Consider the following 12,660-nt stretch of genomic DNA (forward strand, 5'->3'; position numbering starts at 1 on the left):
TCAGCCCCCTTGTAGTCCGGCTGCGATGACGGCACGGCCGATAGGTGCAGCCACCGAGCCGCCGGTTGCGGCCAGTGCACGATCTCCGCCGTCCTCGACGATGACCGCAATGGCCACGGTCGGGTTCTGGGCGGGTGCGAATCCGATGTACCAGGCGTGGGGCGGGGTGTTCCGAGGGTCGGTCCCGTGCTCGGCGGTGCCCGTCTTGGACGCGATCTGGACGCCCGGGATCTTGCCTTCGCCGCTGGTGTTGTTCTCGGAACCGATCATCAGGTCGGTCAGGGTGGCCGCCACCTGGGACGACATCGCCTGGCCTTCGGACACCGGGTTGGTGGTCGCGAGGTTGGACAGGTCCGGCCCCTGCAGTTCGGACACCAGTTGCGGTTGCATCCGCACCCCACCGTTGGCGACGGTAGCCGCGATCATCGCGTTCTGCAGCGGAGTGAGCGCGACGTCACGCTGGCCGATGCTGCTCTGACCGAGTGCGGCGTCGTCGGGGATCGACCCGATCGTGCTGTCCGCGACGGGGAACGGGACGCCGGGCATCTGCCCACCGATGCCGAGCCCGCTTGACTGGTCGCTGACGGCGTCGGCACCGGTCTTCACACCGAGTTCGACGAACGCCGTGTTGCAGGACCGCGCGAACGCCTCACGCAGCGACGCGGTGGGGGCGCCGCCACACGTGGAGCCGTTGTAGTTCTCGAGCGTCGTCGACGTGCCGGGAAGGGTGATCTGCGGGGCCGCGGTCAGCTGGGTGTCGGGGGTGGTTCCGGCGGCGAGCGCCGCCGCGGTCACCACCACCTTGAACGTGGAGCCCGGCGGGTACGTCTGCGACACCGCACGGTTGATCAGCGGCTTCTCCGGGTCGGCGTTGAGGGCCTCCCACGCCTGGGTGGTCTCGGTGCCGTCGTGGCTGGCGAGCGAGTTGGGGTCGTAGCTCGGGGTGCTGACCATCGTGAGGATGCGTCCGGTGCTCGGTTCGATCGCGACGACCGAACCGGTGTAGCCCTTCGCCGTCAGCTCGTCGTACGCCACCTGCTGCATGACCGGGTTGATCGTGGTCACCACGTTGCCGCCGCGCGGGTCGCGCCCGGACACCAGGTCGAAGAAGCGACGCCCGAACAGCCGGTTGTCGGAGCCGTTGAGGACCGGGTCCTCGGCCCGCTCGAGACCGGTGCTGCCGTACTGCATCGAGTAGAAACCGGTGACCGGTGCGTTGGCCAGCGGGCTGGACGGTGCCGCCGGGTTCGGCGGGTAGGTGCGCAGATACTTGTAGCGGTCGTCGGTCGGGACGGACGCCGCGAGCACCTGGCCGGCCGCCGAGATCTGGCCGCGCTGACGCGAGTACTCGTCGAGCAGCACGCGCGAGTTCCGCGGATCGGCCCGCAGGTTGTCCGCCTTGATGACCTGAACGTAGGTGGCGTTGGCGAGGAGGGCGACCACCATCACCATGACGGCGATCGCGACGCGACGCAGAGGTGTGTTCATGAGCGCGGCACCATCTCGGTCGGGGCGTCGGCGATGGGTGCGGGGCCCTTCTTCTTCGGGACGGCCGGCTCACGGGCGGCGTCGGAGATCTTGATCAGGATCGCGAGCAGGAGATAGTTGGCGAGCAGCGACGACCCACCGTAGGACATGAACGGCGTGGTCAGACCGGTGAGGGGGATCAGCTTGGTGACGCCGCCGACCACCACGAACACCTGCACCGCGATCGTGAACGACAGCCCGGCCGCGAGAAGCTTGCCGAAACTGTCGCGGACGGCCAGCGCGGTGCGCAGACCGCGGATGACGAGGATGAGGAACAGCATCAGGACGGCGGCGAGCCCGATCAGACCGAGCTCCTCACCGATCGTGGCGACGATGAAGTCGGTCTTCGCGAACGGCACCTGGGCGGGTCGTCCGCTGCCGAGTCCCGTTCCGGCCACACCACCGGTCGCGAGCCCGAACAGCGACTGCGAGATCTGGTAGCCGGTGTTGTTGTAGTCGGCCAGCGGGTCGAGCCAGGTGCTGACCCGGACCCGGACGTGGCCGAACAGCTGGTAGGCGAAGAAGAAGCCGATTCCGAGCAGTCCGACGCCGATCAACAGCCACCCGACGCGCTCGGTGGCGATGTAGAGCATCACCAGCACGGTGCTGAACAGCAGCAGCGACGTGCCGAGGTCCTTCTCCAGCACGAGCACACCCACCGACACCATCCACGCGACGAGGATGGGGCCGAGGTCGCGGGCGCGGGGGAGGTCGATGCCGAACACGTGCTTGCCTGCGGTGGTGAACAGGTCGCGCTTCGCGACCAGCACCGACGCGAAGAAGATGATCAGAAGGATCTTCGCGAACTCGCCGGGCTGAATGCTGAAGCCGGGGAGGCGGATCCAGATCTTCGCGCCGTTCACCTCGGAGAAGCTGGACGGCAGGATCGCCGGGATGGCGAGGAACACCAGTCCGGCCAGGCCCAGCGTGTAGCTGTAGCGGGCCAGGAGGCGGTAGTCCTTGAGCAGCACCAGCACGGCCACGAAACCGGCGATGGCCAGCGTCGTCCACAGCACCTGCTGGTTGGCATCCGGCGAGGGGACGGGCAGCCCGAAGTAGGCGGCGGACTGTGCGTCGGCGAGGTCGAGTCGGTGGATCAGCACCAGCCCGAGGCCGTTGAGCAGCGCGACGATCGGCAGGATCAGCGGGTCGGCGTACGGCGCGAACCGGCGCACCGCGAGGTGCGCGATCAGAAACAGCGCCGAGTAGGCGGCGGCGTACTTGGCGAGGTCCCAGGTGATGCTCTGTTCCTGGCTGGCCTCGACCAGCACCAGCGAGATCGTCGTGATCAGGATCGCGAAACCGATCAGGATCAGCTCGGTGCCCCGGCGCGTCGACTGGACGGGGGCTGGCGCGAACCCGCCGGGGGGACTGGGAAACTGCGCCCCCGGTGATGCACTTGCGACCGACATCAGCTAGCCGTCCTGCAGTTCTGACCGGGAACCTGGGTCACGGTCGGCGCCGGGGTGGCGGTCGGAGTCTGGGGTGTGCTCGGCGCCGGTGCGGGCGGCACCTCGGCCGGGGGAACAGGCGCGGGCGGCGGCGTGGTCTCCGGGACGGGAGCCGGAGTCGGTGCCGGAGTGGTCGTCGTGGTGGTGGTGGACGACGCCGACTCGCAGACCGGAAGCAGATCGTTCTGAGCGAGCCGCGTCATCTGGTTGCGGACGTCGTCGAGCTTGCCCGAGGGCAGCCCGGCACGCACCTGCTCGCGGGCGGACGGCTGGAGGTCGTCGACCTCGAGGATGGTGCACCCGTTCGGTGATTCGGTCGGCGACATCAACGTCAGGTCGCCGGCATCGCTGACACAGCCGACGAGATTCGCTTCCTGCAGCGAGTAACCCAGCACCGAGCCGGGAACTCCGCGCAGCACGGTGACGCGTTCGCCGTCGGCGCCGACGTAGTAGTTGTTGCGGACCAGAGCCCGCCCCACGAAGGCAGCGACGGCGACCACGACGATCAGACCGAGCGCGAGCGCAGCCCACCACATGCGGTGACGCTTCTTCTTCGTCGGCGGTTCCTCGACCTGCGGGACCACCCGCTTCGGGGTGGCCCGCGGCGGCCGCATCGCGGCGGCGCGGCCCGCGGCCGTGTTGGGCGGCGGTGTGTCCTCTTCGTCGTCGGCGGAGGCGGCACCGGCGACGATGGGGTGGCTCTGCCCGTAATCGAGGTCGATGACGTCGGCGACGACGACCGTCACGTTGTCCGGGCCGCCGCTGCGCAGGGCGAGTTCGATGAGCCGGTCGGCGCACTCGTCCTGCGAGCCCTCACGCATCGTGTTCTCGATGGTCTCGTCGCTGACCACGTCCGACAGTCCGTCGGAGCACAGCAGGTAACGGTCGCCTGCGCGCGCCTCGCGGACCGTCAGCGTCGGCTCGATCTCGTTGCCGGTGAGGGCGCGCATGATGAGCGACCGCTGCGGGTGGGTATGCGCCTGCTCGGCGGTGATCCGTCCCTCGTCGACGAGGGACTGCACGAACGTGTCGTCCCGGGTGATCTGCGCGAGGGAGTCGTCGCGGAGCAGGTAGGCGCGGGAGTCGCCGATGTGGACCAGCCCGAGCTTGTTGCCGGAGAACAGGATTGCGGTGAGCGTGGTGCCCATGCCGTCGAGTTCGGGATCCTCCTCGACGTGGTCGGCGATGGAGTCGTTGCCCTCCCGGGTGGCGGCCTCGAGCTTGCCGAGAAGGTCTTCGCCGGGCTCGTCGTCGTCGAGATGCGCGAGGGCCGCGATCATCAACTGCGACGCGACCTCACCGGCCGCGTGACCGCCCATGCCGTCCGCGAGCGCCAGCAGGCGGGCACCGGCGTAGACGGAATCTTCGTTGTTGGAACGGACGAGGCCACGGTCACTGCGGGCGGCATAGCGGAGTACGAGGGTCACGGGCGCAACTCGATTACCGTTTTGCCGACCCGTACGGGGGTACCGAGCGGCACGCGGACAGATGTGGTGACCTTGGCGCGATCCAGGTACGTGCCGTTGGTCGAGCCGAGGTCTTCGACGTACCAGTCGGCGCCTCGCGGGGAGAGCCGAGCGTGGCGGGTGGAGGCGTAGTCGTCGGTGAGGACGAGGGTGGAGTCGTCGGCCCGGCCGATGAGGACGGGCTGGGTGCCGAGAGTGATGCGCGTGCCGGCGAGGCCGCCCTGCGTCACCACCAGATACTTGGCCGTCTTGGTCTTACCCAGCGACGGCAGCACGTTGCCGCTGCGCGAATATCGGGGCGGCACACGGACGCCGGATCCCGCGTAGATGTCGCCGCGCAACGCCCGCAGAACGGTCCACACGAAAAGCCACAGCAGAAGCAGGAAACCTGCTCGTGTGAGTTGCAGAATCAAACCTTGCACGGCAGTCCACCTCCTTCTGTGGCGGGAACGTTCGAGGTTCCAGCGTCTTTTTCTCGCAGCATCATATGGGCAACCCGCACCCTGGGATCAGGATACGGACAGCCCACAACGATACGGAGTCCCCACCGTGTTACGTCCGACACGGGCTCCGACGCGATGTCGGTCGAGTATCGAAGCCGTCTCGGTTGGGTCTCGGTGAGGCAGTTCGGGGTCGGGTATCGGCGGAACCTACTCGGAGTCCTAACTCGGTGGTGCCTCAGAGGATTCGGACCAGAATCTCCGAATGACCCGCCCGGATGATGTCTCCGTCGGCCAGCTGCCAATCCTGCACGGGGGCACCGTTGACGGTGGTGCCGTTGGTGGAGCCGAGGTCGGACAGCATCGCGACCTGGCCGTCCCAGCGAATGTCGATGTGGCGGCGCGACACACCGGTGTCGGGCAGGCGGAACTGTGCCTCCTGGCCGCGGCCGATGATGTTGTTGCCCTCACGGAGCTGGAAGTGGCGTCCACTGCCGTCCTCGAGCTGCAGCGTCGCCGTGAACGTGTGGCCGTCGGGCGCGTAGGCCTGCTGCCCGTAGCCGCCCTGGTCGTAGTCGGCGTAGCCCTGCTGGTCGTACGCCTGCTGGTCGTAACCGCCCTGCTGGTAGCCGCCGCGGTCGTAACCCTGGTCGTAGCCCTGCGGCTGCTGGTACCCGGCCTCCGCGTAGGAACCGTCCGGGTAGCGGGCGGGAGCCGCCTGCTGGTCGTACGCCTGCGGGTCGTAACCCTGCTGGTAGCCGCCCTGCTGGTAGTCGTAGCCGGCGTCCGCGGGCTGCTCGTAGCCGGGAGCCTGCGCACCCTGGTCGTATGCCTGGCCGTACGCGGCATCCTGGGGGTACCCGCCGCGCTGGTCGTCGGGGTACTGCTGCTGGTCGTAGCCGCCCTGCTGGTAGCCGCCGCGGTCGTAACCGTTCTGGTAGCCCTGCGGGTACCGCTGGTCCTGACCCGCATGGGCATGACCGTTGCGCGCGTACTGCGGGTCGGGATTGCGGTTGCCCGCTGGTTCGCGGCTGGGGTCGTAGCCTGAGTTCTGCGTCATGGGGCCAGCTCCTGGATTCGACGTGACGGGTACAAACGGTGCCTGTGGTCGCGGTGCGGGACCGCCTGGCGGTTCGGGTCGCCCCGGCGTGGCCGCCCCTGGGCGGCCGGCATCCGGATCCACCGAACCCCGGGTGCGGAACTGCCCGGTGTGCAGTGAAGGCGACGGTTCGAACGCGACATGAATGGGACCATACGTCTGCCAGCCCTGGTCGCGAATGAAGTCTTCGAGGTGTCGGGCGAAGGCCTTGACCGTCAAGTCTCTGTCGGCGGCAAGTTCTTCGTGGTCCGAGTTGTTGATGGCGATGACATAGCTGTTCGGCGCGAGCAGGTGCCCACCGTCCAACTGCTGGATTCGGTCGGAGGCTTCCTGCTGAAGAGCGGCCTCCACCTCCTGTGGCACCACGCCGCCGCCGAAGACCCGGGCGAACGCGTCACCAACGGCTCCCTGGAGCTTCCGCTCGAAACGTTGAACTATCCCCATCGGAACCTCCTCACGGTGCCTGGCTGTCGGGCCTACTGTCCTCGGTGCGGTGGCTGTGACGAGACATGTCCGTGTCGCGCCACTGCCGTGCGCGTATCCCACGGTACTGTCATTGCCTCGGGCCACGACACGGGTCTACGCCATTGCATGATATCGGTCTTTGCCTGGACGGGTGTTTTTGTGGCCTTTTCGGGTCCTGACCTGTACGAATCGTGATTTCTGGCGACCTCGTGTTAATGTTTCCGGGTCGCTCGGGCGAGTGGCGGAATGGCAGACGCGCTGGCTTCAGGTGCCAGTGTCCTTCGGGACGTGGGGGTTCAAGTCCCCCTTCGCCCACCACAAGCGGTTCTTCGGAATCGCGACATCGAGGCCACGAACTCATGAGTTCGTGGCCTTCGTGTTTTCCCCACAAAGGTGCGTGGGGTGGTGTATCCCCACCCCAGGGTGGCTACCGGGCGCCCCGTCGCAGCCCGACGATGGAGTAGAAGCCTCGTCGCGAACCACCGGCCCTTCGGACCCGCACCCGTCCTCCCGGCGGTCCGTGACGAATGACTCGAGTGTGAACCTGCCGTCCGGCTTCTTCCGCTGGGTTTCTGCGAACGTCGAGAGTGGGTTGTGTATGAGCATCAGCCAGGTCCGGGCCACCAGCTCGGCGAATGTCGGTGAGTACGTCGGTTCCGTCGCGACAACGGTGGGCGCCCAGTCGGTCGACTGGTGGTGCACCCCCGCTTTCGACGCGGTCGTGACCCTTTCCTGCGAGATCCCCTACTACCGTGGCCGGAAGGCCGTACTGGCCTGGAACCGCCACTTCGGGTGGTCGCTCGGGGTCCACGGACTCTCCCAGGGGAACGTGCTGGTCGTCGAGGGACTCGGGTTGGGACCGGCACCGGATCCCGCGCACTGCTCGGATCGGGTCGCCGAGTTGCTCACCGAACTCGCCGACTGGGCGCCCCGTCCGGCGTCCGGACAGCCCGCCCCGCGAATCGTGCACGGCCCTGGCGCTCCCCACGCCTGAGCTATAAATCTGGAACCCGTGCGTCGCGGGCGCCGACCGGCTTGGATATCGAGTATGGACGGCAGGAGAGCCCCTGATCCGCTGCGCCTCGCGGCCGGCGTCGCCGCGACCGCCGGCGGTGCGTTGCAGCGTGTGATCGGATTCGGCGTCGACACGGCGCGACTCCTGCCGGGAGTCGACCCGCTGCTGGTCACCCTCGAGGAACGCGGCACCCAGACGCTCCGCAGTGCCGACGAACTCGCGGATCGGGTGCTGCACGCAGTGCTGCGAAGAGTCGTGCAAGTCGCTCTTCAGGAGGTGGACCTCACCACGATCGTGCGTGATCACGTCGACCTGGACGTGGTCGCCGAAGGCATCGACATCCAGCGCATCATCGACCGCGTCGACGTGGATGCCATCGCCGCCCGGGTGGACATCCCGCAGATTCTCGATCGCGTCGACATCGACGCCGTCGCCGCGCGGATAAACGTGGATGCGATCGTCGACCGCGTAGACGTGGACTCCGTCATCGGGCGGGTCGATCTGGTGGTGCTCGCCGATACCGTGATCGAGGGCGTGGACCTGCCGCGCATCATCCGCGAGTCGACGGACTCGATGTCCAACGAGGCGGTCCGCGGGGTGCGGACCCAGGGCATGCAGGCCGACGACGCCGTCGCCGGGTTCGTGGGCAAGCTGTTCGGGCGCGGGCACGAACCGGACGATGCATGAGCACCCCGGCGCATCGCGCGGCCGGGATCGTCACCCGCGGTCTGGCAGCCGGCATCGACCTGGCAGTCGTGCTGGCCGTGATGGGCGGCATCTATGTCGGAGTGTTGTTCCTCCGGTTGCTGTTCTCGCCGCAGGAATTCTCGTTCCCCGATGCCAATGCCGTGCTCTCCGTGACCTTGTTCATCGGCGTGTCGGTGCTGTACCTGACGGCGTGCTGGGCCGTGAGCGGCCGCACCGTCGGTGCCGTGACGATGGGGCTGCGGGTGGTCAGCCGCAACGGTGAACTGATCGGCTGGCTGCGGGCCCTTCTCCGGGCGGTGCTGTGCGTGATGTTCGGGTTCGGATTGTTCTGGGCGGCAGTCGACGGCCGGCGCCGGTCCCTGCAGGACATCCTGCTGCGGACCGCAGTCGTCTACGACTGGGATCCGGATCTGCACGCCGTCGAGCCGGGCACCTGACGTCTGCCTAGCATGGGGTCATGTACGCGGAGCGGCGGTCGGTGTTCCCCGGCGCTGTGGTGTGGCAGAAGACCGCAGCCGGCGGTGAGGCGGCCATCCTGCCCGACGGCTGCATGGACCTCATCTGGATGAACGGTGGCGTCGTCGTGGCCGGCCCCGACTCCCGGCCGTATCTGAACCGCAGCCGCGAGGGCGACCGCTACGTCGGATTACGTTGTTCCCCAGGCACTCTCCCGGATCTTCTGGCGACGCCGGCGGAGGAGCTGGCCAACCTTCGGGTGCCGCTCGCCGAGGTGCTGACGGACCGCGCCACCACGGAATTCCTCGGCAGGATCGCCGACGCCGCCGACCCCGGCCGGGCGCTCGAGGAGTTCGCGAGGTCTCGCCGGCTCCTCGGGCCGCCGCCGGATGGCAGGATCCCCGCGATCGTGCGGCTTCTGGAGCAGCAGACATCCGTTAGCGAGGTGGCGGACCGGATCGGTGTCGGCGAGCGCCAACTGCACCGCCTGTGCCGACGGCAGTTCGGTTACGGGCCGAAGATGCTGGCCCGGATCCTTCGATTGCAGTCGGCGCTGGGGTTGGCGGGTTCGTCCATCCCCGCAGCTCAGGCGGCCGGCATGGCGGGTTTCGCCGATCAGGCCCACCTAATCCGTGAGGCACACGAGTTGACCGGCCGCACGTTCGGTCAGCTGGTCACGGTGTGAGCGTGGCAAAGAGGTCGACGGGGTTGCCGTCGGGATCGTCGACGGTGGCGTAACGCTGCCCCCACGGTGCGTCCCACGGCTTCTTCCGACCGTTGTAGCCGCATCCCGTGAACTCGTCGAACAGCGTGTCGACGTCTGCGGCGGTGCCGCAGTCGAAAGCGAGGGCGAGGCGATGCCCGCCGGTGGGTTCGGTCCAGTCGGCTGTGAACGAGCGGATGGTCTCGACCGTGTCCCACAGCACGCGGATCCCACCGGGAAACTCGAATTCGACGTGCGGTGCCTGATCGGCGTCGGCGGGAATGTCGAGTCCGAGCCGCCGGTAGAACGCGAGCGACGTGGGCAGGTCGTGGACGACCAGTTCGATGGCACTGAATGTTGCGGTCATACCGAGAACGCTAACGACCTCAGACTGACCCGCATTGAAGGTTTCGGACATCGAGCACCGGAGTCCGATTTCTTCAATCACCTGTGCCGTGGAGCGGGGATGCTGGGAGTCATGACCACCGAATCAACTCATGTGAGTGTGTTCATCGCTCGGACCGCCGCCGACGTGTACGCCTACGCGAGCGACCCCGCCAACCTCCCCGCCTGGGCGGCCGGCCTGAGCACCAACATCACCCGGGACGGCGACCGTTGGCTCGCGGACTCCCCGATGGGACAGGTCGCCGTGACCTTCGCACCCGCCAACGACTACGGCGTCCTCGACCACGACGTCACCCTCCCCAGCGGCGACACCGTCTACAACCCCGTGCGCGTCATCCCCGATGGCGACCACAGCGAAGTCGTCTTCACCATCCGGCGACGCGACGGCGTCACCGCCGAAGAATTCGCGCAGGACGCAGCAGCCGTCACCGCCGACCTGCAGAGGTTGAAGGGGTTGCTGGAGGCGTGAGGGGGCGCGGGCCTTCGCGTTTGCACACCGATTGGTCAAACGCGCTGCAATTGCGTGTGAAGCTGACTAAACCGTGGGCGGATGTGGGTAAGTGCCTCGCTCAGACCCGTTCCGGACGACCTTCGGCCACGGCCGACGCCGCCGCGGACACCCGCTCGTACGCGGCCCGGGTGTCCGATGCCAGCCGGCTGTGATCGATGACGATTCCCATGCCCAGATGTTCGTCGTAGGGGATGGTCTCGACGCCCCACACCTGTCCGCCCAAGTACTCGCGGAGAAGGTCGACGTCCACCTGCCAGCCGGTGGCGTCCTGATTCGACACGGTGACGACGGTGCGGGCGAGCCCGGGTTCGCCGAGCGTGTCACCGATCGACTGCAACGCGGAGCGCAGGCGGTTGAACGCGTCCGCCCGGCACGGCACGACGAGAACGATCGGTGACGGGGTGGCCAGCAGCGGCGCGAGGTATGCGGCGCGCAACCGGTGACCCAGGTCGTGGACGGCACTCACTCCGCGAGCGCGCAGTAACCCTGTGAGAGTGTGGAATTCGCCGTCCGACGCGGTCTGGTCCCCCAGGCGGTTCAGGATGCGGGTCCCGGCACTCGTGCGGGAGCAGTACCCGTCGAACACGTCGTCCGCGACGGGGCCGGCGGCCACCAGTTGCTCGAGGCCGCTCACGGAGAGCGCAGCGTCGGCGCCACGTTCGGCGACGTCGCCGCCCGCGGGTGTCGCGTCGACGGCCACGACCGCGCCGCCGCGAGCTGCCGCGGTGTTGGCGAGCCCCAGCGTCGTCGTGGTTGCGCCGGCTCCTCCGCAGGCCCCGAGGACGAGGGTCGACACCGGAAGTGGGTGCAGCAGTTGGTCGGTCACTTCGCGTCTCCAATGGATGTGATGTACGTGCGACCGTCGCGGCCGGCGGTGGTCACGACCTGCTCGTACTTCTTCGTCGACCCGTCCGGACGTAGTTCCGACAGCGTCACCGCGTAGCGGCCGGGTTCGGTTTCGGTGATGGCGAGGCAGTGATCGGTGCCCTCGGGCACCGAGTCGATGCCGCCCTGGATGGACTCGGCGGACCCCAGCGGCGCGTCGGGGGCGACCACCTCGCGGGCCTTCGTGCCACTGCGTGCGACGTAGTACGCGTGGTCGAAGGCCAGGATCGCGGCGACGCCGTCGGACGTCCCGCCGGGACCGTTACCGACAACCGTCGCGCCATCGCGGGATTCGACGCACCAGCCGGAATCGGTAGCGGCGACGGGAGTTCCGCTCGCATCACCGGACGTCGAGGCGAACACGGCGACCACACCGGCGGCGACGGCGATCACCGCGGTGGCGGCGCCGGCGACCACGAGCCTCTGATTACCGCGAGCAGGTGGTGCGGGATCGGGCTCGTCGCCCGCGGTCAGCCACGTCGGAGCCGGGGGTTGCTGCTCGGGTTCCGCGGCGGGAGCCGTCGACCCCGGTGCCGGGGCCGACGCGAACGGCGGGAACCAGTGCGAGAAGCGGTCGAGGGGTGCCCTGTTCGGCGGTTCTGTCACAGTTGAATCCTCCACACCTCATTCCCTCGCGCGGAGCCGACCCCGGGCGGGCTCCGCGCGAGGGAATCGGATCACACGTGCAGCGTCGTCTGGCTGCGCACGTTCACGCCGCCGATCGTGGTGGTGGCCGGCCCGCTGTCGGTCGACTGCAGCTGCGGCAGTTGCGGTGCGGGCAGGGACGCGATCGTCCGAACCAGCTCCCCGAATGCCGGGTTCTGGTGGGCCGCATCCGTGATCGCGGCGGCGACGCGGGTGACGTCGACGGGCGCAGACCAATTGGTGGGGTGCTCGGCGCGGGAATCGGCCGAGAATGCGGAGACGGTGGCTGCCGTCGGCGAGGACGGGTCGACGGCGATGCCCGCGGTGCCGGTGGCGTCGCCGACGCGCCAGCCGATGGTGCCGACGTATCCCTCGGGGTTGCCGTACTGGCGTCCGTTGACGGCCACGGGCACGGCGCCGACCAGTGTGTCGACGGCCGCGTTCACCTCGACGACCGGCTTCGGCACCGGAACTACGGGGGCGACGGGTGCCTGATGTGCCTTCGGCATGTCGTCGGGGTCGATCCACACGGTCGCCGGCTGGGCGGCCGGTGCCTCGTCCACGACACCCTCGGCGGCGGGCGCTGCCAGGTCGGGAGCAGCAGGCACGTCCGTCTCGGCACCCGGCACCGCCAGCGGAGCCTGCGGGGGAGCGGGCGTCGTCGCGGCCGGAGCCGCCGGGTCGGTGACGCCCGGCTGGGACGTGGTGGGCGGCGTCGTCGGGACCGTCACGCCGGGCTGCGACGTGGTGGGCGCGGCCGAGGGGTCGGTGACGCCCGGCTGCGACGTGGACGGCGGGGTGGTCGGAGCGGCGTGCGCCGTCGCGGCGCCGAGCAGTGCTGCGGCGGACACCGAAACAGCGGCTGCCAGAGCGTGCATGCGGAT

The 12,660-nt window shown here is 68.6% G+C and carries 14 protein-coding genes and 1 tRNA gene; 6 read left to right on the forward strand and 9 right to left on the reverse strand.

Translation table 11 applies throughout. From position 1 onward, the window contains the following. The 5 genes from ACNJ7E_RS26020 to ACNJ7E_RS26040 all read right to left on the reverse strand — a co-directional run bounded on the left by ACNJ7E_RS26020 (position 1) and on the right by ACNJ7E_RS26040 (position 6,427). On the reverse strand, positions 1-1,488 hold the full coding sequence (locus tag ACNJ7E_RS26020; RefSeq protein WP_280783099.1) for a penicillin-binding transpeptidase domain-containing protein: 1,488 nt from the start codon (positions 1,486-1,488) through the stop codon (positions 1-3). Beyond that, on the reverse strand, positions 1,485-2,939 hold the full coding sequence (locus tag ACNJ7E_RS26025) for an FtsW/RodA/SpoVE family cell cycle protein (RefSeq protein ID WP_009476773.1): 1,455 nt from the start codon (positions 2,937-2,939) through the stop codon (positions 1,485-1,487). The genes ACNJ7E_RS26020 and ACNJ7E_RS26025 overlap by 4 nt, the downstream gene beginning before the upstream one ends. Further along, complete coding sequence (locus ACNJ7E_RS26030) at positions 2,939-4,405, reverse strand: PP2C family protein-serine/threonine phosphatase (RefSeq protein ID WP_418341273.1); 1,467 nt, start codon at positions 4,403-4,405, stop codon at positions 2,939-2,941. The genes ACNJ7E_RS26025 and ACNJ7E_RS26030 overlap by 1 nt, the downstream gene beginning before the upstream one ends. Then, a complete protein-coding gene (locus ACNJ7E_RS26035) occupies positions 4,402-4,866 on the reverse strand; it encodes an FHA domain-containing protein FhaB/FipA (protein WP_005249074.1) in 465 nt (154 codons plus the stop codon). The genes ACNJ7E_RS26030 and ACNJ7E_RS26035 overlap by 4 nt, the downstream gene beginning before the upstream one ends. Before the next feature lie 256 nt (positions 4,867-5,122). Then, positions 5,123-6,427 (reverse strand): FHA domain-containing protein, encoded by a 1,305-nt coding sequence (locus tag ACNJ7E_RS26040; RefSeq protein WP_283334706.1) that lies wholly within the window; start codon positions 6,425-6,427, stop codon positions 5,123-5,125. 253 nt (positions 6,428-6,680) lie between these two features. Here ACNJ7E_RS26040 and ACNJ7E_RS26045 point away from each other — a divergent pair. The 5 genes from ACNJ7E_RS26045 to ACNJ7E_RS26065 all read left to right on the forward strand — a co-directional run bounded on the left by ACNJ7E_RS26045 (position 6,681) and on the right by ACNJ7E_RS26065 (position 9,312). Then, positions 6,681-6,766: transfer RNA gene (locus ACNJ7E_RS26045), tRNA-Leu, on the forward strand. Between the two features lie 280 nt (positions 6,767-7,046). Continuing rightward, the gene (locus ACNJ7E_RS26050; protein ID WP_280783102.1) at positions 7,047-7,442 is read left to right on the forward strand and encodes a DUF6292 family protein; all 396 of its coding nucleotides are present in this window, start codon (positions 7,047-7,049) and stop codon (positions 7,440-7,442) included. A 54-nt stretch (positions 7,443-7,496) separates the two neighbouring features. Next, a complete protein-coding gene (locus tag ACNJ7E_RS26055) occupies positions 7,497-8,150 on the forward strand; it encodes a hypothetical protein (protein WP_280783103.1) in 654 nt (217 codons plus the stop codon). Further along, positions 8,147-8,608: an RDD family protein gene (locus tag ACNJ7E_RS26060; RefSeq protein WP_280783104.1), complete on the forward strand. Its 462-nt coding sequence runs from the start codon at positions 8,147-8,149 to the stop codon at positions 8,606-8,608. Before ACNJ7E_RS26055 ends, ACNJ7E_RS26060 begins: the two co-directional genes overlap by 4 nt. Positions 8,609-8,628: 20 nt before the next feature. Further along, the gene (locus ACNJ7E_RS26065; protein ID WP_418341274.1) at positions 8,629-9,312 is read left to right on the forward strand and encodes an AraC family transcriptional regulator; all 684 of its coding nucleotides are present in this window, start codon (positions 8,629-8,631) and stop codon (positions 9,310-9,312) included. Here ACNJ7E_RS26065 and ACNJ7E_RS26070 read toward each other — a convergent pair. Beyond that, positions 9,302-9,697: a VOC family protein gene (locus tag ACNJ7E_RS26070; protein WP_418341275.1), complete on the reverse strand. Its 396-nt coding sequence runs from the start codon at positions 9,695-9,697 to the stop codon at positions 9,302-9,304. The two genes, ACNJ7E_RS26065 and ACNJ7E_RS26070, sit on opposite strands and share 11 nt — an antisense overlap. Before the next feature lie 111 nt (positions 9,698-9,808). Here ACNJ7E_RS26070 and ACNJ7E_RS26075 point away from each other — a divergent pair, with 111 nt between their 5' ends. After that, complete coding sequence (locus ACNJ7E_RS26075; RefSeq protein ID WP_198602106.1) at positions 9,809-10,204, forward strand: SRPBCC family protein; 396 nt, start codon at positions 9,809-9,811, stop codon at positions 10,202-10,204. A gap of 100 nt (positions 10,205-10,304) precedes the next feature. Here the strand turns inward: ACNJ7E_RS26075 and ACNJ7E_RS26080 are convergent, their stop codons facing one another. From ACNJ7E_RS26080 to ACNJ7E_RS26090, 3 genes are all read right to left on the reverse strand, one after another. Then, the gene (locus ACNJ7E_RS26080; protein ID WP_283334712.1) at positions 10,305-11,072 is read right to left on the reverse strand and encodes a hypothetical protein; all 768 of its coding nucleotides are present in this window, start codon (positions 11,070-11,072) and stop codon (positions 10,305-10,307) included. Then, positions 11,069-11,737: a DUF8176 domain-containing protein gene (locus ACNJ7E_RS26085; RefSeq protein ID WP_280783108.1), complete on the reverse strand. Its 669-nt coding sequence runs from the start codon at positions 11,735-11,737 to the stop codon at positions 11,069-11,071. Before ACNJ7E_RS26085 ends, ACNJ7E_RS26080 begins: the two co-directional genes overlap by 4 nt. 71 nt (positions 11,738-11,808) lie before the next feature. Continuing rightward, entirely contained in the window at positions 11,809-12,654 is an 846-nt protein-coding gene (locus tag ACNJ7E_RS26090; protein WP_418341276.1) for a glycoprotein, read from the reverse strand. Positions 12,655-12,660 lie beyond the last annotated feature (6 nt).

Origin of the sequence: Rhodococcus mengyinensis (assembly GCF_048381435.1) — a bacterium.
In the GTDB taxonomy this organism is placed as follows: Bacteria; Actinomycetota; Actinomycetes; order Mycobacteriales; family Mycobacteriaceae; genus Rhodococcus_F; species Rhodococcus_F opacus_D.

Coding starts and splice junctions, on each gene's coding strand:
- ACNJ7E_RS26065 (WP_418341274.1), top strand. CDS start 8,629: ATGTACGCGGAGCGGCGGTCGGTGTTCCCCGGCGCTGTGGTGTGGCAG.
- ACNJ7E_RS26075 (WP_198602106.1), top strand. CDS start 9,809: ATGACCACCGAATCAACTCATGTGAGTGTGTTCATCGCTCGGACCGCC.
- ACNJ7E_RS26090 (WP_418341276.1), bottom strand. CDS start 12,654: ATGCACGCTCTGGCAGCCGCTGTTTCGGTGTCCGCCGCAGCACTGCTC.
- ACNJ7E_RS26020 (WP_280783099.1), bottom strand. CDS start 1,488: ATGAACACACCTCTGCGTCGCGTCGCGATCGCCGTCATGGTGATGGTG.
- ACNJ7E_RS26055 (WP_280783103.1), top strand. CDS start 7,497: ATGGACGGCAGGAGAGCCCCTGATCCGCTGCGCCTCGCGGCCGGCGTC.
- ACNJ7E_RS26050 (WP_280783102.1), top strand. CDS start 7,047: ATGAGCATCAGCCAGGTCCGGGCCACCAGCTCGGCGAATGTCGGTGAG.
- ACNJ7E_RS26070 (WP_418341275.1), bottom strand. CDS start 9,697: ATGACCGCAACATTCAGTGCCATCGAACTGGTCGTCCACGACCTGCCC.
- ACNJ7E_RS26025 (WP_009476773.1), bottom strand. CDS start 2,939: ATGTCGGTCGCAAGTGCATCACCGGGGGCGCAGTTTCCCAGTCCCCCC.
- ACNJ7E_RS26060 (WP_280783104.1), top strand. CDS start 8,147: ATGAGCACCCCGGCGCATCGCGCGGCCGGGATCGTCACCCGCGGTCTG.
- ACNJ7E_RS26040 (WP_283334706.1), bottom strand. CDS start 6,427: ATGGGGATAGTTCAACGTTTCGAGCGGAAGCTCCAGGGAGCCGTTGGT.